Here is a 23755-nt window from a genome sequence, read left to right as displayed (position 1 = left end):
CGCAACGTACGAGCGTACGCTCACGCTGCTTGCGCCTTGCGGGCATCCGCCGCGTGCTCGACGAGAATCACGAACGGCTCGCCCTCGTGTATCTCAAAGCGCCGGATTTGCGTGACCTGCTCGGCGGAAAGTACTTTGCCTTTCGTCATCAGCAGCGTGCCGCGCGCCGTGCGCAGATCGTCGGCTAGTTTCATCCCTTCTTTCAGTTGCGAGGCATCCACGCGGTCGGGCACGCCTTCGGGCGTCAATTCGGCATGCTGAGTCAGCAAGTCGATGTACTTCTCCGCAATCGTCGGGTCGTAGCGAATACCTGTTTGCGCGCGCACTGTCGAAATGATCTGCGCGTCGTTCATCTTTTGCGGCGCAATGACGCCGATGCGCAAGTCTTCGGCATCGCGCGCCAACGCGAGCACGCGCGCGCCCAACGGAATCAATCCGCCGACGAGGCCATCGGGCGTCCCGCGTCCATCGTAACGCTCGTACTGGTGGCGGATCATGGTCTGCACCGCGCTCAATTGCGATACAGGCGAAAGCGCCATCTGCCCATGCAGAGGATGAAGCTGGTAGAGCTTCGCTTCCTGCGGTTGCAGCTTCGCGACCGGCGTCTTTAGCAACGCGTCGGGCAGAAACAGCTTGCCGATGCCGTGCAGCAACCCCGCCATTAGTAGTTCGTTGCACGCGTAGTCGCTCAGGCCGAGTGAGGCGCCGATCTGCCTCGCTGTCTCCCCGATTCGTGCCGAATGACCGGGCAGGCCGCAGCGCATTTCGACCATGTTCGCGCACACCTTCACCATCGTCAGGAAGTTGCTCTTCAGGTCGTGCTCGGCGCCTTCGAGAAACATCACCGTCTGGCGGATCTCTTCAGTGCGCGCATGGACCTCGCGCTCAAGCTCCATGTTGAACGACGACAGCTTTTCGTTCTGCTCCTGCAACAGCGCTGTTAGCCGCTCGGCCTTGCGTTGCAGAGCGAGTTGTTCCAGCGCGCGCTTGACCGTGAGCAGCAGGTCCTGGTCGTCCCACGGCTTGTGCAGATAGTGATAGACATGACCTTCGTTGACAGCGCGCACGACCGCTTCGACCTCGGAATAGCCGGTAAGCAGAATGCGGATCGTGTCGGGCGCAACGGTCCGCGAGCGCGACAGAAACTCTGCGCCGTCCATGTTCGGCATGCGCATGTCGGAAATAATCACGTCGACGTGCGCGGATTCGAGCAGGGTAAGCGCCTCTGCGCCGCTGTTCGCGCTGAGCACTTCGTATTTGAGCGGCCGCAGCAGGCGTTTGAGCGACGAAATCACGCCGGGCTCGTCGTCCACGAGTAACAGCGTGGGAAGGGGCGAGCTACCCCCATTGGAAGATTCAACGCGCGGGTCGGCGGGGCTCGTCGAATTGCCGGTTGCCTGAAGGTCGGACATGGTCATCCTCATTGATTATTTTCGCGTCGCAGCGCGCATTGCATCATTAGCCCGAACTACAGCGCCTCGAGAAAGTGGTCGAGCGCTTCCATCATTCCGCGAATGGCCGCATCCGGCAGCAGCAGCACCATGCGCGCGCCGAAGCCGCCTTCCTCCATCGTGAAGTGAATCTCTAGCAACAGCGCCATCTGCCACCGGCCGCCAGGCACCAGTCCGCCCTGTTTGTTCCCGGCAGGCGGCAACAGAGTGGGTTGCGAAAAGCAGATATGCCACCCCAACTGCTCGAAGACGCTTCGCACACATGCGCCGACCAGCAGGTTCGTGATGTCGCACAGCACTTCTACTTCGGCGTCGGGGTCGCCGACGTCATGCCCCATCAGTTGTTGCAGTTCGCGCTGACCGTCTTTGCCGACGAGCACGATTGCTTCGCCGGATATGTCGGACTGGAACGCCTGGCGCACAGGCGGCAATTCGCCGTCGGCCTGCGGGGCCAGCAGGACGCGCAACTGCTCGACGCCGACGAGCCGGATATCAGGCACGGCAAGCGTAACGAATGCGCCGAGCAGTTTTGCCAACGCCGCGGCGGCCTTGCCCATGCCGACGTTGCAGATTTCCTGCAATGCGTCGCGCTGGTCTTCGTTCAGAATCGGTTCATTCATGGAGACCGTACTCCGCGAGAATCGGCCGGATCGCCTCCGGCGATACCGGCTTGGAAACAAAGCCGATCGCGCCGAGCGCCTTTGCGCGCTCGACAGCGCCGGACTGCACGTCCGCCGACACGACGATCACGAATGTGTCGAGTCCTTCATGCTGGACCGCTTCGAGCACCTGGAAGCCGTTCATTACCGGCATGGTCAGGTCGAGAAACATCACCGCGGCCTTGCCGGCGCGATAAAGGTCGAGCGCGGCCGCTCCATCGGATGCCTGGGTAATTTCGATGTCCCAGCCTTCGGGCAGCGAGCGGATCAATAGCTTGCGGGCGAGCGTCGAATCGTCGACAACGAGGACGGGCAATGGCATGGGTTCACCTCACGTGGCTGCGGGCAACTGCGCCGGCAGCGCGATTTCATCCAGTGGAGCGGATTGCGCAAGCGCCTCGGGATTGGCGGCTTCTTCGCGCAAGGAGCCATCGACCGGCAGCGTGACGCGGAACGTCGTGCCACGGCCCACGGTACTGACCACGGAGATCGTGCCGCGATGCGCGCTGACGATTCCATAGGTCACCGACAAACCGAGGCCGGTCCCCTGGCCAACGGGCTTCGTCGTAAAGAACGGGTCGAAGATACGTTTCAGGTGTTCGGGCGGGATCCCGCACCCCGCATCGGCGACTTCGAACCACACACGTGACGGATCGGCCGAATCCATGCCGGTGCGCACCGTGATCGTGCCGAGCGGCGCGCCGTGCTGCTCGTGATTGCTGCCGTAGGCCTGCGCGGCGTTCACCACGAGATTGAGCACCACCTGGCTGATCTGCGAGGGGATGCAGTGCACGAACGGTATCTGAGCATATTCGCGGACGAGTTGGGCGCAGTACTTCACTTCGTTATGGACGATGTTCAGCGTCGACTCGATACAGCGGTGAATGTCGGCGCGTTCCCATACATGCGTGCTGTCGATGCGCGAGAAGTCGCGCAGATCGACCACGATGGTGCGTACGCGTGCGAGTCCGTCTCTCGACTCTTGTACGAGCGTCGGTGCATCGCCGAGCAGATATTCGAGGTCCGCCTGTTCCGTGATTGCGTGCATGTCGTTCTTCAGCGCGGGCGCGGCCTCGCTTACCATGCGCTCGATGTCCGCTGCATAACGGATCAGCGTCTTCACATAGCCGTCGAGCGTGTTCAGATTCGACAGCACGAAGCCGACCGGATTGTTGATCTCATGCGCGACGCCCGCCGCAAGTTGACCGATCGCGGCCAGTTTTTCCGATTGCAGCAATTGCTGGTGCGCATGCTCCAGTTCTTCGTTAAGCGAGGTGAGCTGTTCGTTGCGCACGGTCAATTCGGCGAGTGCGCTGGTGACCGCTTTCTCGCGATCCTGTAGTTCGCCGTACGCGATGCAGACATCGGTCGTATCGACAATCGCGACGCCGACCGCGACCACTTCGCCGTGCTCGTCCTCGATTGGAATGAAGCTGCAATTCTGGCGCATCGCGTCGATCGTGCCAGTGATCGGACGCGAATGCTCGAAACGGAACAGATACGGCCGATGCTCCCACGACGAGTAAGCGGGCGTGCCCAATACGAACACGCCTTCGATCTTTCTTTGAAGCCACTGCCGCGGCAGTTCCGGAAAAGTGTCGAACAGATTTTCGCCGACCACGGACTGCGCTGAACGTCCGCTGTGCGATTGCATGAAGCGATTCCATGTGACGATGCGCAACTCGCGGTCGACCGTAAAAAGACCGCAATTCACCCGCTCGACAATAGCTTCCGACAGATTGGTTTTCACCCCGAAGGCCCGTGAAATGACAACGCCGGCAACGTGTGATCGCGGGCCGCAAGAGCGCTCATGCTCTGAAGACCGGCGTCGCTGCCATGAGTGAATTAACGGAGCGTCAGGCACCGGCACTAAGCGGTATTTACCCTGAGTCAAAGCGCATGGCAGGCTGGCGATGGCGAACGCACGGTAGGCGGCGCAGGGGATTAAGGTCGGGAGGATGGTTGAAGCGTCAACGTTGCTTCGGCATACATCGAAAGGGCGCAGGCTGGGCGAGTCGTCGTCAACGTCAGATAGCGGCGATCAACGCCTCCGCACCGGAAAGACGATAACCGCCTTCCGAAAGCGCCTGCCCCTCGCGGCCCGCGACCGTCGATAACAGCACCACGCCCGGGCGCGACTGAACGACCGCATCCGCTGCACCCATATTCAGCGCGATCAATAACCGCTGACCGCGATAGTGCCGCTCATAAGTGAGCACATCGCCATACGCGGCGACGTTTTCAATCGCGCCCTGCACGAGCGCCGGGTTGCTGCGCCGCAACCTGAGCAGCCGGCGATAGAGCGACAGCATGCTCGACGCGTCGCTGTCCTGGGCGTGCACGCTGGTGTCTGTCGAGATCGGTAACCATGACCTGCCGTTTGTAAAACCGGCACCCGGCAGCGCCGCATCCCATTGCATCGGCGTGCGCTCCGGATCGCGTCCCTGGCCGATGCCGGGCTGCCGGATCTCGGCCGGGTCCTGCACCTGATCCGGCGGAATCAGCCCGTCTGTCATGCCGATTTCATCGCCGTAATAAAGCGTCGGCGTGCCGCGCAGCGTCAGGAGCAGCACCGCCGCCACGCGTGCCTGCGCCGCTCCCACGCGCGACGCCACGCGCGGATTGTCGTGGTTGCCCAGCACCCAGTTGGGCCACGCGTGTTCGGGCAACGCGCTGTCGTAATCGCGGATCATGCGAGCGATCTCGCCCGCGTTCCACGCCGCATTCAGCAACTGGAAGTTGAACGGCATGTCCGCGCCATCGCCGTTCGCGCCGTAGTACCTGACCAACTGTGAAACGGGCAAATAGATTTCGCCGATCAATACGCGCTCTCCGTATTCGTCGAGCGTGGCGCGCATGGAGCGCACGATCTCATGCACTTCGGGCTGGTCTTCGGTGTAAGTCTGCAATTGTCGATGATGATCCGGCTGGCCCGGCTCATACGCCGGATTGGGCGGGTTGTCGCGGAACTGCGCGTCTTTGATCAGCAGCCACAGCACGTCGACGCGAAAGCCATCCACGCCGCGATCCAGCCAGAACCGCAACACGTCGTCCATCGCCCGGCGCACCTGCGGGTTGCGCCAGTTCAGATCCGGCTGCTCGCGCAGAAAGGCGTGGTAGTAGTACTGGCCGGTGCGCTCGTCCCATTCCCACGCGGAGCCGCCCATGCGGCTTAGCCAGTTGTTCGGCGGCCCGCCATCGGGCGCGGGATCGCGCCACAAGTACCAGTCGCGCTTAGGATTGTCGCGTGACGAGCGGCTTTCCTCGAACCATGGGTGCCGGTCCGACGAATGGTTCGGCACGAAATCGAGCAGCACCTTCAGACCCAGTTCGTGAGCCCGGTCCGCGAATTGCTTGAAGTCGCCGAGGGTGCCGAACATCGGGTCGATATCGCAGTAGTCGGCGACGTCGTAACCGAAGTCGGCCATGGGCGACGGGTAGATCGGCGAAAGCCAGACTGCATCGACGCCCAACTCGGCGAGATACGGAAGGCGCGAAGTAATACCCGCGAGATCGCCGATGCCGTCGCCGTTGCTGTCCTGAAACGAGCGCGGATAGATCTGGTAGATCACCCCGCGTTGCCACCATGCGAGTTCCGACATTGCAATTTCCCTCAACGATCGATTGTTTTGGTGCCACACACAGACCGCATGCTCAACGACCTCTGGTACAAGAACGCCATCGTCTATTGCCTTTCAGTGGGCACGTTCATGGACGCGAATGGCGACGGTGTCGGCGACTTCAAGGGCCTGCTGCGCCGGCTCGACTACCTGCAAGGGCTCGGTGTCACGACGATCTGGCTGATGCCTTTCCAGCCCTCGCCGGGCCGCGACAATGGCTACGACATCTCCGACTATTACAACGTCGATCCGAAATACGGCACGCTCGGCGACTTTTCCGAGTTCACACACGCGTGCCGCGAGCGCGGCTTGCGCGTGATGATCGACCTCGTGGTCAATCACACGTCCGATCAGCACCCCTGGTTCCGGGAAGCACGCAGCGATCCTGATTCGCAGTATCGCGACTGGTATGTCTGGTCGGACAGGCAGCCGCCCAATGCGAAGGACGGCGTGGTGTTTCCCGGCGTGCAGAAGTCGACGTGGACTTTCGACAAGCAGGCGAAGCGCTGGTACTTCCATCGCTTCTACGAATTCCAGCCGGACCTGAATACCGCGAATCCGTATGTGCGAGCCGAATTGCTGAAGATCATGGGCTTCTGGATCCAGCTCGGCGTCTCGGGGTTCCGCATGGACGCCGTGCCCTTCGTCATTGCGACGAAAGGCCCGAAGGTGCGCGAGCCCGTCGAGCAATACGACATGTTGCGCGAGTTTCGCGAGTTCCTGCAATGGCGTCAGGGCGACGCGATCATTCTCGCCGAAGCCAACGTGCTGCCCGATACCGATCTGGAGTATTTCGGCGACGAAGGCGAACGCCTGCAGATGATGTTCAACTTCCAGCTCAATCAGAACACGTTCTACGCGCTTGCAACCGGCGACACGGCACCGTTGAAAAAGGCGCTCACGGCGACCAGACCGCGCCCGGCGACCGCGCAGTGGGGCGTGTTCCTGCGTAATCACGACGAACTCGATCTCGGCCGCCTCAGCCCCGAACAGCGCGAGGCCGTGTTTGCGGCGTTCGCGCCTGAGCCCGACATGCAACTCTACGAGCGCGGCATACGCCGCAGACTCGCGCCGATGCTCGCAGGCGACAGGCGGCGGCTCGAGCTTGCCTACAGCCTGATGCTGACCTTGCCCGGCACGCCCGTTTTCCGTTACGGCGACGAAATCGGCATGGGCGACGACCTGCGACTACCCGAGCGCGAATGCGCGCGCACGGCAATGCAATGGTCGACGGAACCGCAAGGCGGCTTCACCAAGCATGCGAAGCCGCCTTGCCGCGTGATAAGCGGCGGCGCTTACGGCTTTGAGCGCGTCAATGTGGCGAGCCAGCGGCGCGATCCCAATTCATTTCTGAACTGGATGGAGCGGATGATCCGCATGCGCCGCGAGGTGCCCGAAATCAGTTGGGGCGACTTCGCCGTGCTGCGCACCTCGCGCAGCGACGTTCTTGCGCTTCGTTTCGACTGGCGCAACAACTCGGTTTTGTGCCTGCACAACTTCTGCGCCGAGGCCTGCACGGTGAAATTCCGCTCCGGCTGCAACGAGCCGGGCCAGAACCGGCTCATCAACCTTCTCTCCGACGACCACAGCGAAGAGGAGGACGACGGCCGCCACGCGGTCGTACTCGAACCGTATGGCTACCGATGGTATCGGGTCGGTGGGCTCGACTATCTGTTAAAGCGCAGCGAAATCTAGACACAGTTACGGAGTCCGCAACATGCAGGCGAATGCGATGAATAACCAACACGCCGGATCTGGCAAAACGCGGCTGAGCGGGATCGCGAGGATACTCGCGCTGAGTCTCTCGCTGACTGTCACTTTAAGTCTCGCTGCCTGCGCGTCCGGGGCGGCCGATATCGGCGACACCGGTCTGGGTCCGAATCCGCCACTGCCCGCGCCGCAAACGTCGCTGCTGCCGACGGTGAACATCGCGCCCGTTCAGGCGCGCGACAGCCAAAGCGTGCCGGTTGCGCCGCAAGGCTTCAAGGTGACGGCGTTCGCGAGCGGACTCGACCATCCTCGCTGGGTGTATGTGCTGCCGAACGGCGATCTGCTCGTCGCCGAGAGTAATGCGCCGGCTGAGCACGACGAGGATCAGGGCATCGTCGGCTGGATCCGCAAACAGGTGATGAAGCAGGTCATGAAGCGCGCGGGCGCGGGCGTGCCGAGCCCCGACCGGATCGTGCTGCTGCGCGGTCAGGGCGACAGCGCACAGAGCCGCACGGTGTTCCTCTCGGGGCTTCACTCGCCGTTCGGCATGGCGCTCGTCGGCGACTCTCTTTACGTCGCCGATACCGACGCGCTGTTGCGCTTTCCGTACCACGCGGGCGACACGCAAATCACCGCGGCGCCCGAGAAGGTGGCCGATCTGCCTGCCGGGCCGATCAATCATCATTGGACCAAGAATGTCGTGGCGAGCCGCGACGGACAGCGCCTGTATGTCACGGTCGGCTCGAACAGCAACGTCGCGGAGAACGGCATTCAGGCGGAAGAGGGCCGCGCGCTCATCCTCGAATTCACGCTTGCGACCGGGCGCTCGCGCGTGTTCGCGTCGGGCCTTCGCAATCCGAACGGGATGGACTGGCAACCCGATAGCGGCGCATTGTGGGCCGCGGTCAACGAGCGCGACGAACTGGGCGACGATCTCGTGCCCGACTACATGACCGCGGTGAAAGACGGCGGCTTCTACGGATTTCCCTATAGCTACTATGGGCAGCATGTCGATACGCGTGTGAAAGAACAGCGCCCCGACAAGGTAGCCAGCGCGCTCGCGCCGGACTATGCGCTCGGCAATCACACCGCGTCGCTCGGACTGGTGTTCTATACCGGCAAGAGTTTTCCACCGCATTACTGGGGCGGCGCATTTGTCGGCCAGCATGGGTCATGGAATCGCAAGCAGCATAGCGGCTATAAGGTCATTTTCGTGCCGTTCGCCGATGGCCGGCCAGCAGGGATGCCGGAGACTTTTCTAAGCGGCTTTCTGAGCGCGGACGGGCATGCATTGGGGCGGCCGGTCGGTGTCGCTGTCGACAAGGCGGGCGCGTTGTATGTCGCCGACGATGTGGGCAACGTCGTCTGGAAAGTCGTTTACAGCGGCACCTGACGCTTGAGCGCGGATGCGACACGGCAAGGCCGCGTGCGAGGAGCGGGCCGCCTCGGAACGTCCTGGCGTAGCCTCCCGGAATTGCCCGGTAAAATACCGCCCACTACCGATGGCGCGGAAGGCTCGATCTCCGCCTGCTTACTTTGAATTTCGAGGCGTTCATGTCCATGGAAACAGACACCGTCACCGATGAACAGGTGGCTCACATTGCGGACCGCATGGTTGGCGAAGGCAAGAAGGTTTCCGCGCTGGCGGTCTGGGGAGAGGTGCGCAGCGGCTCGATCGTCGCCGTGTCCGTGGCTCTCGAGCGTTGGCGTGCAGCGCGGCAGCCCGCGCCGGATGCCGCGCCTGTGGCGACCGGCTTGCCGGACGACGTTGCCCAAACCATGCTGAACGCCGCGGGCAATGTGTGGGCCAGCGCCCGGGAGGAAGCCGAGCGCGTCGTCAATCAGCGTCTTGCCGTGGCAAGCGAGCACGCCGGTGCGATTGCCGCGGAGCGCGACGAGGCGCTAGTCGAGTACCAGAACACGCTGGCCGAAGCGGAGTTGGCGCGCGAGCGGGTCGCGACGCTCACGAACGCGCTGAGCATTTCGGAAGACGCGGTGAATCGCCTCGCGACCGAACTCTCGGCGTTGCGGGACCGGGCGAAAGCCGCTGACGAGCGCGTCGCCGAACTCGAGGACCGCACTGCGGCGGCGGAAGCGCGCGTGGCCCAGACCGAGGAGCGCGAAGCGGCGGCTGAGGCGCGCATCGCCCAGGCCGAGGAGCGGGCTTCGGCTGCGCAGGCGCGCGTTACAGAGGCTGAGGAGCGTGCTTCGGCTGCGCAGGCGCGTGTTGCAGAGGCCGAGGAGCGGGCTTCGGCTGCGGAAGCGAGTGTCGCCCAGGCCGAGGAGCTGGCTGCAACCGCGCAGGCCCATGCCGCACAGGCTGAGGAGCGGGCAGCGGACGCCGAGCGGCGCATCAGGGAGGCGGAGGAACGGGCGTCGGCAGCAGAAGCGCTCGTTGCACAGGCAGACGAGCGGGCAGCCACGGCAGAGGCGCGTTTCGCGCAAGCCGAAGAGCGCGCTTCGACAGCGGAAACGCGCGTTGCAGAGGCAGAGCAACGCGCATTAGCGGCGCAAGCGGGCGGCGCACAGGCCGAGGAACGCGCCTCGGCGGCAGAGGCGCGCATTGCGGAGGCAGATGAACGGGCAGCCGGCGCGGCGGCGCAAGTCGCAGAGGCCGAAGAGCGTGCGACGACCGCGCAAGCGCGCGTTACCCATGTCGAAGAAAGCGCCGAGGAACACGCATCGGCGGCGCAAGCACGCATTGCAGAGGCAGAAGAGCGTGCGTCGGCAGCGCAAGCCAGGCTGCAAGCCGCCGAAACATCCCTGAACGAAGAGCGTCAGGCGCGCGAAGCGTTGAGCAGCGCTACCATCGCCAAGGATGAGGAAATCGCACGTCTTATCGAAGAGCGCGATGCCGCGCGCCACGAGGCGGCCACGCTGGGTGAGGCCGGCCAGGCACACGCGCGAGAAGTGCAGCGATGGGCGGAGGAATCTGGGGCGGCGTCGTCGCGTGCGCAGGACGCGGCGCTTCAGGCGAGCGAAAGCCTCGCGCAGCTTGCGGCGTTGCAGACCGAACTGGATCAGGCCCGCGCGGAACTGGCGGCGCATCGCGAGGCGAACTCGGCTCACGGCGACGAAGCGGCCGCCCAGCGCGCCGAGGTCGAACGTGTGCAACAGGAACTCGATGCCGCCCGCGAACAGCTCGTCGCCATGAGTGAAGCCAATGCGACGGCGACGGCGGAGACGAGCCGGCTCGCAGAGCAGGCATCGTCGTCGGCGAGCCGCGCCGAGGCGGCCGAACAGCGCGCCGCAGACCTCGAGCGCCAGCTTGCCGAGCTTGAAACAGCACACACGCAACGACTGGAACAGGCTCAGCAACAGCGTCTGTCGCCGGATAGCCCGTCACCGGATAGCCCGTCACCGGAATCCGAATCGAAGGAAACGGTGATGGCCGACGAAATCGCGTCGTTACGCCGTCAGATGTCCAGTCAGGCGAAGGCCCACGAGAAGGCGTACAGCGAACTTCGCGCGTTGGCCGAGCAGTGGGTCGCGCATGCAAAGGAACTCAAGCAGCGGCTCAGCGCGACAAATCAGAAGGTGACCTTCCTCGACGCGCGCAGCGCGGCGGAGGTCGCGCTGCTACGACGGCTGTCGTCCGAGCTTGAACGGCTGAAGCCGGATCACGATCTGGTTTCGCGCGACGCGCAGCAAAAGCTCATTAGCGCGACGCTCGCCGAGCGCCTCGAACAGAAGGGCTATCGGTACGATCCGGCAACCGCGGTCATATCGAAGATCGAAGCGTGACGCGTCGGCGCGTCGCCAGCCTCGTGCTTATAACGGCTTGGGCGGCGACCCGTCGTCGTCGACGCTGTGGCTGCCCGCGCCCGGCGGCGAGGTCGTGTCACGCAGTTGCGTCTCTTTTGGGTCCTTCGGCACGACCTTGTCGGCATCGGCTTCGTCGATCGCGTTGAGCTGATTGCCGCCCGGCGTGCGCGGCGTGCCCGGCGCCGGTGTCGGGACCGCTCGTGGCTGAGCCGGTCCCGGCCCCGACAAGCCCTCTTGCGAAGGCGTCGACGGCGAGGGCGGTGTGGCGGGGTCGCTGCTCAAAGAAGAGGAAGTAGCGTCTTGCTGCTCGGTCATGGGTCATCTCCTGGCTGGGTCGTCACGAACGGCATTTACGTGCAATGCGTACTGCAGACGCAGCACGCGCCGTTCCATCAGCCTTGGCCTGCACGGTTGCGAACACCCGGGTATCGGTGCTCAGCGCAGCACGCGCGCGACGAGCGGCAGATGATCCGACGCGACGCGCGCCGGCTCGCTCCGATCCACCTCGATATCGACGAGGCGCGTGGCCGGATGCACCCACACGCGGTCCAGTGCAAAAGTCGGAAAGCGCGAAGGAAACGTGCGCGGCGCGGCCACCCGGCCAAAGCGCGTGAGGAGCGCGCGCAGCGGCCATCCCCAAACGAACCATTCGTTCAGATCGCCGAGCAGGATCACGGGGAGATCGGGCGTATCGAACGCTTCCAGCAGCAGCCGCACCTGCGCGCGGCGTTCGCGCGCCGACAGGCCCAGATGCGTCGCGACGATCCGCATCACGCCATGGCCCGTTTCTATGTCGACGTCGAGCGCGCCGCGCGCTTCGCGGCTGCCGAACGACAGGTCCAGCGTGCGCACGGCCCGCACCGGCAGATTCGTCAGCACCGCGTTGCCAAAGCGCCGGTCCGGGCCGTCCAGCGTCGGCCCCGGCACCGCGTGCATGCCCGTCAGGTCCTGCAATTCACGCAGCACGTCGATGCTCGCCGCGCCGCCGAGCGGCACTTCCTGCAACGCGACCACGTCGGCCTTCAAAGCCGTGATCACCTGCGCGATACGGGCCGCCGAGCGTTTGCCGTCCGTGCCCACGGCCCCGTGAATGTTGTACGTGGCGATGCGCAGCGGCTGGCCCGCATCGCTCGCATGGGCCGGCACCGTTCGCACACGCGGCGCGGGCTGCGCTTCGTCGAGCGTCACGGTATCGTTCGCGCGGCCGCTCATTGCCGCCTCAACAGCACGCGCCGCAGCACAAGCGACATCGAGACGAGCGCGACGCCGATCGCGGCGACCAGCAGCAACGAAAGCGGCGTTGGATGCGTGAGCGCCGTCACCAGTTGACGGGCAAACGACGTCGCGAGCACCACGCCCGGCGCCATGCCGATCGCAGTGCCCGCCATGAAGTCCCAAAAGCGGATATGCGATGCGCCCGCCGCGAGATTCACGATCGAAAAGGGCGCAACCGGCACGAGCCGCAGCAGGATCATTGCGACCAGCCCCTTGCTGCGAAGCCGTTCGCTGAGCTGGTTCAGGCGTTCGCCGGCCAGTTCGCGCACGGCGTCGCGCCCGAGCCAGGCGCCCGCAGCCCAGCCCGCCGCCGCGGCAATCAGCGTCCCGGCCAGCGCATAGGCCGCCCCGGCTATCGCGCCGAACACGAGCCCGGTCACGGCGATCAGCAAGGTGACCGGCACCGACAGCAGCGCGGCCACTGCGTACATCGCGACCACCGCGACTGGACCGAAATGCGTTGCGGCGAGCCGTTGTGCGTCGGCGCTCAGCTTGGCGAAGCTCAACTCATGACCGAACGGCGTGAAGCGCCACGCAATGGTCAGCGCGACGACGCCGAGCGCGAGCGCGCCGAGCACCAGCAGCTTCGCAATAACGGGACGACGCGTCGGCTCGGGCAAGAACTGCGCGAGCAGTTCATTGGCCGCGATCGGCGCTTCGGGATCCAGAACGTGAACCTGATCGGCGATGTCGCGCAGTTCGGGCGGCACCTCCGGCGTCAACGGTTCCAGCGTGCGCGCGGAATGTCCCTTGAGGCTCGCAATGGCCGCGTTGAGACGGCCATGGCGCGCGAGCGCCCGCTCCACGTCGGCTTCGCTCGAATCGAGGTGTTCTGCGAGCAGCCGGTTGCGAATGCGTGCTATCGCTGCTTGTCTGACGGGATTGTCACGGGCGTCGATGACGATGCAGCACTCAGAGTCGAGCACCATCGACCGATTGTTCAGATTGGCACTGCCGATCACGAGCAAACGCTCGTCGGCGATCATGATCTTGCTGTGCACGTTGATGAACCGACCGTTGGGGGCATCGACGGCCGGCGCATACATTGCATAGCGGCCGTTGCTGTCTGCGGTTTTTAGCAGCTTGTGCAGACGGGCACGCAGAACGCCCATTGTCGCTTCCTGCAACCAGCCGCTTTGGCGGTAAGGGCAGACTACCGCAAGGTCCGGGCCGTTTTCTTCCGCGATGCGTTTTTGCAGCGCCGAGCCGACCGAATTCGCCGTGAAATACTGATTCTCGATATAGATATTGCGGCGCGCGGCGGCCACGGTGGCCAGATGCAGCGCCTTCACCTGCTGGATCGCGGGCCTGCCGTCGTACGCAGGCTCGGTGAGCGAAATACCCAGGTCGACATCTGCGAAATCGGGTTCGATGCCCGACGGCCACAAATCGGTGCGCGGCGGCGGCTTGCCGTTGAACGGCCGGCCCGCGTTGCCGCTGCGGCGCGAACGGCGCCAGCGTTCGCGGGCCAGATGCGCGATGGCGGCGGCAGCGGGGCCGTCGAACATCAGTTGCGCGTCGTGCATCGGCTCGTAACTCGTCTTGCCGAGATTCTTGCGCAGCGGATCGTCAAGCCGGTGCTCGGGCGTGTCCCAGCGCGAACCAGTCAGGTCGATGCCGCCGGTGAACGCGAGGCTGTCGTCGATCACGACGATTTTCTGGTGATGCGACGCACCCAGCGGATGACGCCCGTCCAGCCGGAACGAAAGGCGCCGGTGCCCGTGCCACGCGGGCTTGTAGGACGGCAGCCATTCGCGCTCGAACGCATACAGCATCGCAAAATCCCAACCGAGCAGATAAATGCGCAACTGCGGATTCGCGTCGAGCACGGCGCACAGGAATTCGGAGAGCTTGGGCGGAAAGCCGTCGTTGACGCCGCCGGGGACGAGTTCGATGCGGCTGTCGATATCCCATCCGAGGATGAAAATCGAATGACGCGCGCGCGGAATCATCTCGCGCAACACTGCGTAGTAGGAGGCGGCGTCGATCAGCACGCTCGCGCGGTGCGCCTTCAGAATCCATTCGCAGGTCGAACGGGTGTCCATCACCTCGCCATTCGGGACGGCGGGCGGCGCGTCCGCGGTGTCCCGCGACGGCGCATCGAGCACTTCGGATTCTATCGGGTCGGGTTCACTCATGGCGGTCCATGCGACTGTCAATAGATATATGCGGACGCAATTGGCATTCCATGGCGGGGAGGGGGCTGTCGTCGGCCGTTCTCGCGTGTCAACCGGGCGGCGGTTTGTAGTCGCGCTTGGTAGCCTTTGAAATTTTGGCGGCAGTGAGCGCTGTTTTTTTAGTCGCAAGGCGACTGGCGTTTTGCGCTGGAGTCGTGAGTGATGCTTCGCGGGTCATCGTGTAGCGCTGATCGATGGGGATCAGTCTCGCGTGGCGTCAGATCTCCAAACGATGCCGCGCCGAATTTTCTGAATTAGCAGTGCTGCCCGCCTTCAGCGTGCGTACCGAATCCGATCCGTTCTAGACTGATCGGCCGCAAACAGGGACGAACAGATCTGGCGAACTCGTCATTCGCCTCGCCGGCTATGCGTCTGCAAACAGGCGAGCGGCTGCGTCCACGCGCCGTTTCCAATGGGCGAGCGTTCGAGTCGAACTTGCCTTATGCCGGTTACTGCTAACGCATAACGGCCAATCATTCCCACGCATGCGCGCTCGGTAGCGGGTAGCAACGCCTGGCCGCCCCAAGAACAAACGCGAGACACGTCATGAGCAGATGCACTCAACATTCTCACACTCCAGCGCGCCCGAATGTCGATGCCGTTATGCGTATGAAGCGTGCGTCATCCACTACTGCGCTCGTTCAGCGTGGGATACACCATCTGCGGAAACGGCAAGTGCTTGCGGACTCGCTGTTAAGGAATCCTACTGCTATTCCGGTGTGTGTATGAGCGCGAGGGACAAGGCCTGATGGCCTACAGCGCTCTAAACCCGGCCATGCCCGAGGTAGCGCTTTCTGCTGAGAGCGTCGGCCGGCTGCTGGACGAACCCTGGCGCTACGGGTTTATCTCCCTGCTGCGCCGTATCGGCGCCGATCCCCGTCTCGATCCGGTCGGCACCGCACGCCGTCCACAGGCCGAACCATTCCGTCTCGGCCAGGCGCCGAGCCTCGCGTTCGCTCCGCGTGAGATTGCCGACGCGCGTGAGATCGATGGGCGTCTGAAGATCCGGCTTCTGGGTCTGGGTATGCTAGGGCCAAACGGACCGCTGCCGGTTCACGTCACCGAGATTGCACGTGAGCGCGAGCAGAACCGGCACGACCCGACGCTGGTCGATTTCCTCGATATCTTTCATCACCGCTATCTGACGCTGCTGTATCGGGCGTGGGCCTCGGGCCAGGCTGCCGCAGGCCTTGATCGACCGGATGACGAAGCGTTTTCGTTCTATATCGCGAGCCTCGCGGGCCACCATGTCGACGAAATTGCTCATCAGCCGTTTCCTGCGCATGCGCGTCTGGCGGCATCCGCGCACCTGGTGCGCGAAGCGCGCAATCCGGACGGGCTTCAAGCAACGCTTGAGCATTACTTCGGGGTGCCGGTCGCCATCGAAGAATACGTCTTTCACTGGATGGAAACCGCGCCTGCGAACCACAGCCACCTGGGAACGCCCGTGGAGTCGTCGACGCTGGCCATGGGTGCGATGCTCGGCGATCAGGTGCCGGATCGCCAGCACAAGTTCCGCATTATCCTCGGGCCGCTCGACATGGACGCCTACCTGCGCTTCACGCCGCAGGGCACGGACCTGCCGAAGCTGGTCGCATGCGTGATGGAATTCATCGGACGCGGTTCCCGCTGGGAGCTGGAATTACGTATCAAGCCGCAGTGCGCACCGCCTGCGGTGCTGGGAGGAACCCAACGACTCGGCTGGTCCGGATGGCTTGGCCACGCGCCCGCCTGCGCGCCCATTACCGGCATGCGCTTCGAACCGGAGCACTACCTGAAGCAGCCGGCGACGAGCGCCGCTCCATCCAATCAACATCCGGATACCGGCACGGATCAACAACTGCTGAGGTACTACAACGAAGAGTTGTTGTACATGCGCGAACTCGCCGCCGAATTCGGGAAGGCGCATCCGAAAATCGCAAGGCGCCTAGGCATGCGGGGGGGCGAGATTGGGGATGTGTACGTCGAGCGGTTGATCGAGGCATTCAGCTTCACCGCCGCGCGCATGCGCATGAAACTGGATGCCCGGTTCCCGGAGTTCACCCAGCCGCTACTGCAATGCGTATATCCGAATTTCGTGGCGTCGACGCCTTCCATCGCGGTGGCGCGCCTCTATCCGAACGGCACAGAGGGCAATCTCGCCGAGGGCATCCGGGTCGCGCGCGGTGCGACGTTCACAAGCCGCGTGCCCGATGGCGAGAAGACGTCGTGCGAGTTCCGCAGCAGCCAGGACGTGACGTTGTATCCGCTGGAGATCGTGAGCGCGCGGCTGACCGGCATTCCCCCTGACATTCCCGCGCTCGACCGGTACGTGCCGGGGCATACCCAGGTGCGTGGCGCGTTGCGGTTGCGACTGCGTACCACTGGCGAAGTCGGCATTGCAGAGTTGCAGGGGCTCGACCGTCTGCCGATGTATCTGGCCGGGGATGAGCAGGTGGCATCCCACCTGTTCGAACTGCTGCATGTGGCGGGCGTCGCATCCATAACCGGAGAGCCCGGAAATTTCGGCACGCCGGGCAGTCCGTTCCACGCGGTAAGCCGCGACGCGGTGATACACGAGGGACTCGATCCCGGACAGAGCCTCTTGCCGCTCGTCTGGCCGAAGTTTCATGGACACAATCTGCTGCACGAGTTTTCTGCTTGCCCGTCGCGTTTCTACTTCTTCACGCTGACGGGGCTCGAAGCGGGCCTGCGTCAGGTGCGTGGGCGCGAGGCGGAAATCGTCGTGCTGTTGAACCAGTTCACTGGAGCACTGGCGGAGCGCGTGGACGCCTCACACTTCGCGCTCTTCTGCACGCCCGTCATCAACCTCTTTCCCCGCACGTGCGACCCCGTCGAACTACCAGAAACCGGCACGGAATTTCAACTGGTCCCGGACGTACTGAAGCCGCAGGACTATGAAGTGTTTTCCGTTCAGACGCTGTACGGCCAGGTCAGCGAGAGGTCGGCACCGCTCGAATTCCGGCCGCTGCACCAGCCGCTGACGAACGACGAAGGAAACCACGGGCGCTATTTCACCACGCGTTGCGCCCGCCGCTTGACGACGGAACTGTCACGTCGCCGCTACGGCACGCGCACGCCTTACGTCGGTACGGAAACTTTCGTGTCGCTGGTTGACCGCGACGGCCAACCCTACGGCGAGCGCATGAACTACCTGGCGCTGAGCGCGTTGCTGACTAATCGCGAACTCCCGAACCTGATCGCTCCTGACGGGCGTGATGACCTGACGCTTGAACAGTCTGCCTCTGTTCTCGGTGTGGGTCTCATCCGCGCACCGAGCGCGCCACGCGCACCGTATGCGGAGCGGGAAACCGCCTGGCAGCTGATTCGCCTGTTGAGCTTCAGTTACCTGGCACTGGAAGACCCGTCGGCCGCCAGCCTGCGCAATCTGCTCGGACTGTTCCTCGCTCCGGGTGACGAGGTCTACCGGCAGCAGATCGAAAGTCTGGTCGATATCAGGACGCGCACGGTCACTCGCATGCTGCCGGGCAACGGACAACTTGTTTTTGGTTGCGGCGCCGAGTGCGAGATCACGGTTGACGAAACGAGCTTTCATGGCGTGAGTCCCTACCTGTTCGGCCTGATTCTCGAACGTTTTCTGGCGCGGGGCGCTTCGGCCCATTCGTTCGTTGAAACCCGATTGCGCTCGGTGCAGCGCGGTCATGTGGCGACCTGGCCTGTGCGAATGGGCACTCGCGGAGTCGCATGAGCACAACCACAGTGAAACACATGGCAGGCAGCCGGCGCGATCCGGGCAGGACACCGGCATTCATGGAGAACGATCGATGCAGACACGCATGACGAAGCGTTGGGCGCCGCACGCCCGGCATAACGGTGTCCGTTGCGCGGACGGCGACCGGTCCGGTTCACGCGGAGGATGGCGCTCATGCTGAACTTTACGACCCCGCGTACCTTCACGGTCAGCGGCGCCGCGTTGCCCACGCTCGACGACGGCGCGCCTGCGCTTCAATTGCGCTCCATCAGGGGCGAGGAAGCGCTGTCGAAGATCTACGAGTACGAACTGGGGTTGGTCACGCCACTCAACCCGCTGTTGCCCGACAGCATCGCAGCCAATCTGGACCTGAAGGCGGTGGTCGGCAAGGAACTCACGGTGACCGTGCAACTGGACGGCATGGGTACCTTCGTTTCCGGCATGGCGGGCACCACAGACGCCGCAAATATCGGCCGGGGCGAACGCGAGATCAGTGGCATTGTCACCGCCGCCAGTCTGGTTGAGCAACTGAACCGTCAGTACCGCTACCGGCTGATCCTCAAGCCGTGGATCGTGCTGGCTGAGCGGCGCACGGACTATCGGATTTTCCAGAACCGGTCGGTAATCGAGATCATCGACGAAGTGCTGAAGAGCAATTACATGTACTCCTATGTCAAGCGCCTGGGGGGCACATATCCGAAGCTGGTCTATCAGGTCCAATACGGTGAATCAGATTTTTCGTTCATTCAGCGGTTGATGGAAGAGCACGGCATCTATTGGTTTTACGAGCATTCGAAGGGCGTACACCGGATGGTGCTGGTCGATAACCTCGGCGCTCACAAGCGCGTGGTAAGCGAGGCGTATCACACACTGCCGTACTACCCGCCGGACAGAAAAATCGACACGGAATACGTGAGCCACTTCGACACCGCGGAAAGTATCCAGTCGGGCATCTGGACGACCGACGATTTCGACTTCACGAAGCCGAGGGCTGATCTGGCCGTGCAGAACGCGTTGCCGCAAAAGACAGCGCACAACCAGTTTACCGTCTATGAATGGCCGGGCGACTACACCGACCCGGAGCAGGGCGAGCAACTCGCGCGCGTGCGCATGCAGGAAATCCGTTCACGAGGCGAGCGCGCCGAAGGTCGGGGCAACCTGCGTGCTGTGGTGTGCGGTACGACCTTCACGTTGGCGGGTCATCCGCAGGACGCGGCGAATCGCGAGTATCTGGTGATCCGTTCGAGCCTTGACGCAGAGGAAATTGGCGATGCGAGCGGAAGAGGCGAGTACCGGGTCGGCACGACGTTCGAAGTACAGCCGGCGACCACGATGTTCCGGCCGCCGCGCACGGTGACTAAACCGCGCACGACGGGTCCGCAGACGGCAATCGTGACAGGCTATGAAGGCAGTGAAATCTGGACCGATCAGTACGGACGCGTGAAGCTCAAGTTTCACTGGGATCGGTCGGCTATCAACGACCAGAATTCGTCGTGCTGGGTGCGCGTGTCGTATCCGTGGGCGGGCAGTAACTTCGGCGGCATCAACATTCCGCGGGTCGGGACCGAAGTTATCGTGGACTTCGAGAACGGCGATCCGGATAGACCCATTGTGACCGGGCGCGTGTACAACGCAATGAGCATGCCGCCGTGGAAGCTGCCGGATCATGCGACGCAGAGCGGGACGCTATCGCGATCTACAAAAGGAGGCGGCTATAACACCGCCAACGCGATCCGCTTCGAGGATAAGAGAGGCAGCGAAGAACTGTGGATCCATGCGGAGAAAAACCTCCGTACCGAGGTGGAAAACGACGAGGTGCATGCGGTCGAGCACGACCAGACCGTTACGGTGAGTCATGATCGCGTGAAGCATGTAGGCAATGACGAGCAGGTTGATATCGGTCACGACCGCACGCACCGTATCACCCAGGATGACTCGCTTGCAGTGGGCCGTAATCTCAGATTAACAGTCGCCAAGGACTACACCGGCAACGTCGGTAATAACCGCACGGAGAAGATCGCGGCTGATTATCACATCAGCACCGGCGGCCATGTCGAGCATAGGGTCCAGGGCCATCACCAACTGCAGGCCGGCCAGAGCATTGAGCGCAGGACCCGGCTGTACACCTTGCAGTCCAGCGATAAGGTGGTGATCAAAGGGCCGGGCGGCACCGTCACCATCGACAACAGCGGTATCACGCTTGACGGCGTAGCGATCAAGCTCAAGGGTTCGGTAACCCAGGAATCGGGTCGCGGCGGCGCATCCGATTTGCAAGGTATTCCGCTACTCGGCCGTCTGCTCGATGTGGACCATCTGCCGCTCTCCGAATAACACACATCGAGATGAATATGAATTTCAGGAAGTCCCCATCATGCTGATCAGCCCGCCGTTTCTGAGCGCCGAGGCGCAGGAAGACGACCCCACGCAACCGGTTACCACCTTGGGCGAACGCAGCGGCAAAGGTGCGTTCCCGGTCAGCCGTGAATTTGGCTGGCACGGTGGCATCCACCTGGATGCGCCGGGTACGGGAAATCACGTTGAGCCGGTGCGGGCCATTGCGGATGGCGAGGTGGTGTTTGCCCGCAATAGTGAGCCCGTTCCTCAACATCAGGACGATCCGGCGGTGATCGCCGCCCATCCGCTGCTGTATTACGCAGGTTGGACAAGCAACGGCGTGGTGATACTGAAGCACGCGACCGAGATAGGTGACGGAGTGAACGTCGAGTTCTACTCGATCTACCAGCATCTGCACACGCTGGCCACTCGAACGGTCAACGGCCATCCGGTCGAACTGGCGCATGGGCAGAAGGTGTATCGCAAGGACGCCATCGGCACCGCAGGCGCAATCTATGGGCAGCCCAATCGCATCCACTTCGAGATTGTGGCTGATGCGGCCAGCGTCGCAGCGCTGATGGGGCGCAACCAGGGGCCGCTGGCTGCGGAACAGGGGCGTACCAGTAGCCTTTGGGGTGACACGCATGTTGTTCTGCCAGCCAATACGCCCCTCTATGCGACCGACCCGTCGGTGGGCACGCCGGGCCATCCTGCGTGGCAGACGCCGGTTCTCACCCGCACCACGGCGCCTGCGATAGTGAGCACGAGCGAAGCGCAGGGACTGATTACGCTGACCACGCGCACTATCCGCGGCGCGGTGCTCGGCTCCGCGACCCCCGAAGATGGTTATGGCCTGTACGAACGGGCCACGAAGCGCTATCCCGGCTGCCCGAGCGCAGGCTATGAAATGCTGCGCTTTGGCCGGGTGATTGGGCCGGATGCGCCGGCAGCGACGGACCTTTATCAGGGACGTCTGCCGCATATCCGGCAAATTCACTCACCGGTCGATCATACGGCGGTCTATGCCGACCTGAACGGCCGGGGCGTCCGGGTCTACAGCGATGCCGATTTTCCCGACTGGCGGGGATGGACGATTATCGACGACGATATCGACGGCAATAGCCGGTGCGATTCCGATGTGCTGACTGACATGCTCGATCCGGTTAGCGTCTCAACGAGCGGTGCCGCCACGCCGCAGCAGCGGCGCGATCACATTGCACGCGCCTATGCACGCAGTCTTGACGGTTCCATCCGCGAACGCCTGAGTTACTGCGTGGTGAAGATGCCCACCGAGTGGTCAAGGGCGGACTTCGATACGCGATGGGTATGGGTCAAAGGCGGCGATCCCAATGATCTGCCGGCGAATGTCATAGCGTCCGCCGGATTGAGCGATGCAGGTTATGCACAGTTTAAGGCGCACCATGCGGCGCTCGCGTTCTGGGAGGACGCACAGGCTCAGGGTCTTGCGTTGGACAAGGTTCACTACCACTTTCACCCGGGGCGGTTTATCCAGACGTTTCGGAAGTGCATGTGGCTGAGTGAAAAAGAGTTCAAACAACTGGTACCGTCATTTGCGATGCGTAAGCATGGCGGGCAGATACTCTGGGAGCCAGTGCCGACGATCTCGGTCACCGGGAACATTTTTCAAAGACAGCGCGTTCAGCTCAACCGCATGCTGCGGACCTATGGCATCAATACTCCGTTTCGCATGGCCTCCTTCTTCGGCAACGCGATGCAGGAGTCACAGTGGTTGCAGTCGCTGAAAGAAGGAAGCCCATCTGCGAGGAAATATTATCCTTGGTACGGGAAAGGGTTTCTTCAGATCACGTGGGCAAGCAACTACTTGGACTATTGGGATTTCCGCGGGCGGCGCTCTCGGATTCCAACGACAGTACGCACAGCATTGCTGCATGCGGAACACCAAGCTATCGCAACGGATTGTAATGCGGCTTGGCTTTCGTCTGAGGCCGCGCTGACCGATGAAATGAGGCAGTGGCGGGATGATGTATCCGACGCCGAAAAGTTTGAAGCGGCTTTAAGCGCGGGCTTCTATTGGGCAAAGCTCCGTATGGCGCGCTTCGCCGATGAACCGCACGTACTGGAGCGGGCGCCCGTTACAGCGAGTGGTCATCCGCACAGTTATTACCGCAGCCGAAGCTTCTGGAGAGTCTCCGCCGCGGTAAACCTACCAAGCGCGATGGATCACTTGTACTCGACATCCTTGAACGGCTTTGAGGCGCGTTGCATGGCTTATAGCGTGGCACTTTCTGTCCTCACTGAGATGAAATTTCCGGTCCCGGTGGCGCAATCGCCGGATATCCCAGAAGACGGGATCCTAAGGAGAAGCTAATGTATAGCCGTCTAAAATCGTTAAGTGCCAAATGCATCGGTCATCGGTTTAGGACCGGTGTGTTTTCCTGCCTTGCGCTGGGTTTACCCACGATTGCGTTTGCTGAGTCCAAGTCGATAGAAGTCAAGCAGATAACTATCCGGGCGGAGGGCCATAGCTGCCCGATTAAGATCAACGACCCATATGGTGGTCGACTTGATGAGGACGGTTACGAGTTAAAAGATCTACCAAACAAGGAAAGTGGACTTGAAGGCCTATCTCTTTATCTTGTTTGCTTTAGTGTGAATGACACGAAGCATATCAGGTATAGCGTCGCAGCCACCTATGACAAAGGCAAAGGACGATGGAAAAAAGATGTGTCCTTCGTGCCCCGTGGGGAACGCAAAACTACCAAGATTTTTCCACTACGCGGCATAAATAGCAGTGGAGTGGGAATGACTCGGGAAGCCACCACCGATGACCCTCGTTCGTTCGCCTTTTGCATGCGCCATCCACCAGTTGTGTTGTGTGGTGGATTGCCCGCTAGTGGACGTCTGTACGCTCATAGGGATGATTTAATGCCATACGCGCTCACTATCATTAACTCAATACAATTTGTTGGTGCGACAGCCGTTGGCATACCTGCGGACCGGCCAATTCCCGTACGCCGGTAACAAAGGGCAAATCGTCAATCGCATGAACGTAAGCAGGCCGTTGTATTGG

15 protein-coding genes are annotated in these 23755 nt (G+C 62.6%); 7 read left to right on the top strand and 8 right to left on the bottom strand.

Annotated features, from left to right (window positions below):
* Positions 1 to 20: 20 nt before the first annotated feature.
* The 5 genes from JMY24_RS22380 to JMY24_RS22360 all read right to left on the bottom strand — a co-directional run bounded on the left by JMY24_RS22380 (position 21) and on the right by JMY24_RS22360 (position 5712).
* Positions 21 to 1412 carry a response regulator c-di-GMP phosphodiesterase, NosR family gene (locus JMY24_RS22380; RefSeq protein WP_128598666.1) on the bottom strand — a complete coding sequence of 464 codons (1392 nt, stop codon included), beginning with the start codon at positions 1410 to 1412 and terminating at the stop codon, positions 21 to 23.
* A 56-nt stretch (positions 1413 to 1468) separates the two neighbouring features.
* Entirely contained in the window at positions 1469 to 2071 is a 603-nt protein-coding gene (locus JMY24_RS22375) for a chemotaxis protein CheC (RefSeq protein WP_128589019.1), read from the bottom strand.
* Complete coding sequence (locus JMY24_RS22370; protein WP_128589018.1) at positions 2064 to 2432, bottom strand: response regulator; 369 nt, start codon at positions 2430 to 2432, stop codon at positions 2064 to 2066. Before JMY24_RS22370 ends, JMY24_RS22375 begins: the two co-directional genes overlap by 8 nt.
* A gap of 9 nt (positions 2433 to 2441) precedes the next feature.
* Complete coding sequence (locus tag JMY24_RS22365; RefSeq protein ID WP_128598667.1) at positions 2442 to 3860, bottom strand: ATP-binding protein; 1419 nt, start codon at positions 3858 to 3860, stop codon at positions 2442 to 2444.
* A gap of 277 nt (positions 3861 to 4137) precedes the next feature.
* Positions 4138 to 5712, bottom strand: a complete 1575-nt coding sequence (locus JMY24_RS22360; RefSeq protein ID WP_201702935.1) for an alpha-amylase family glycosyl hydrolase — start codon at positions 5710 to 5712, stop codon at positions 4138 to 4140.
* Between the two features lie 48 nt (positions 5713 to 5760).
* On the opposite strand from JMY24_RS22360, the gene JMY24_RS22355 reads away from it, so the two are divergent.
* The 3 genes from JMY24_RS22355 to JMY24_RS22345 all read left to right on the top strand — a co-directional run bounded on the left by JMY24_RS22355 (position 5761) and on the right by JMY24_RS22345 (position 11184).
* On the top strand, positions 5761 to 7425 hold the full coding sequence (locus tag JMY24_RS22355; protein ID WP_128598688.1) for an alpha-amylase family protein: 1665 nt from the start codon (positions 5761 to 5763) through the stop codon (positions 7423 to 7425).
* A 37-nt stretch (positions 7426 to 7462) separates the two neighbouring features.
* Positions 7463 to 8833: a PQQ-dependent sugar dehydrogenase gene (locus tag JMY24_RS22350; protein WP_201702933.1), complete on the top strand. Its 1371-nt coding sequence runs from the start codon at positions 7463 to 7465 to the stop codon at positions 8831 to 8833.
* 161 nt (positions 8834 to 8994) lie between these two features.
* Positions 8995 to 11184 (top strand): DNA-binding protein, encoded by a 2190-nt coding sequence (locus tag JMY24_RS22345; RefSeq protein WP_201702931.1) that lies wholly within the window; start codon positions 8995 to 8997, stop codon positions 11182 to 11184.
* A gap of 27 nt (positions 11185 to 11211) precedes the next feature.
* Here JMY24_RS22345 and JMY24_RS22340 read toward each other — a convergent pair whose 3' ends face one another.
* The 3 genes from JMY24_RS22340 to JMY24_RS22330 form a co-directional block, all read right to left on the bottom strand.
* The gene (locus JMY24_RS22340; protein WP_128597942.1) at positions 11212 to 11520 is read right to left on the bottom strand and encodes a hypothetical protein; all 309 of its coding nucleotides are present in this window, start codon (positions 11518 to 11520) and stop codon (positions 11212 to 11214) included.
* Positions 11521 to 11640: 120 nt separating this feature from the next.
* A complete protein-coding gene (locus tag JMY24_RS22335) occupies positions 11641 to 12417 on the bottom strand; it encodes an endonuclease/exonuclease/phosphatase family protein (protein WP_128597941.1) in 777 nt (258 codons plus the stop codon).
* A complete protein-coding gene (locus JMY24_RS22330) occupies positions 12414 to 14618 on the bottom strand; it encodes a VTT domain-containing protein (RefSeq protein ID WP_201702929.1) in 2205 nt (734 codons plus the stop codon). Before JMY24_RS22330 ends, JMY24_RS22335 begins: the two co-directional genes overlap by 4 nt.
* A gap of 787 nt (positions 14619 to 15405) precedes the next feature.
* On the opposite strand from JMY24_RS22330, the gene tssF reads away from it, so the two are divergent.
* The 4 genes from tssF to JMY24_RS22305 all read left to right on the top strand — a co-directional run bounded on the left by tssF (position 15406) and on the right by JMY24_RS22305 (position 23706).
* Positions 15406 to 18366, top strand: a complete 2961-nt coding sequence (gene tssF, locus JMY24_RS22320) for a type VI secretion system baseplate subunit TssF (RefSeq protein WP_413231262.1) — start codon at positions 15406 to 15408, stop codon at positions 18364 to 18366.
* 177 nt (positions 18367 to 18543) lie between these two features.
* Positions 18544 to 20700 carry a type VI secretion system Vgr family protein gene (locus JMY24_RS22315; RefSeq protein ID WP_201702927.1) on the top strand — a complete coding sequence of 719 codons (2157 nt, stop codon included), beginning with the start codon at positions 18544 to 18546 and terminating at the stop codon, positions 20698 to 20700.
* Positions 20701 to 20740: 40 nt separating this feature from the next.
* Complete coding sequence (locus JMY24_RS22310; protein ID WP_128595116.1) at positions 20741 to 23053, top strand: M23 family metallopeptidase; 2313 nt, start codon at positions 20741 to 20743, stop codon at positions 23051 to 23053.
* The gene (locus JMY24_RS22305; RefSeq protein ID WP_201702919.1) at positions 23053 to 23706 is read left to right on the top strand and encodes a hypothetical protein; all 654 of its coding nucleotides are present in this window, start codon (positions 23053 to 23055) and stop codon (positions 23704 to 23706) included. Before JMY24_RS22310 ends, JMY24_RS22305 begins: the two co-directional genes overlap by 1 nt.
* The last annotated feature ends 49 nt before the right edge of the window (positions 23707 to 23755 follow it).

It is taken from the genome of Paraburkholderia kirstenboschensis, assembly GCF_904848585.1.
Classification (GTDB): Bacteria; Pseudomonadota; Gammaproteobacteria; order Burkholderiales; family Burkholderiaceae; genus Paraburkholderia; species Paraburkholderia kirstenboschensis.
Note: the sequence above shows the minus strand (reverse complement) of the source record. Positions and strands in the feature narration are given on the sequence as shown.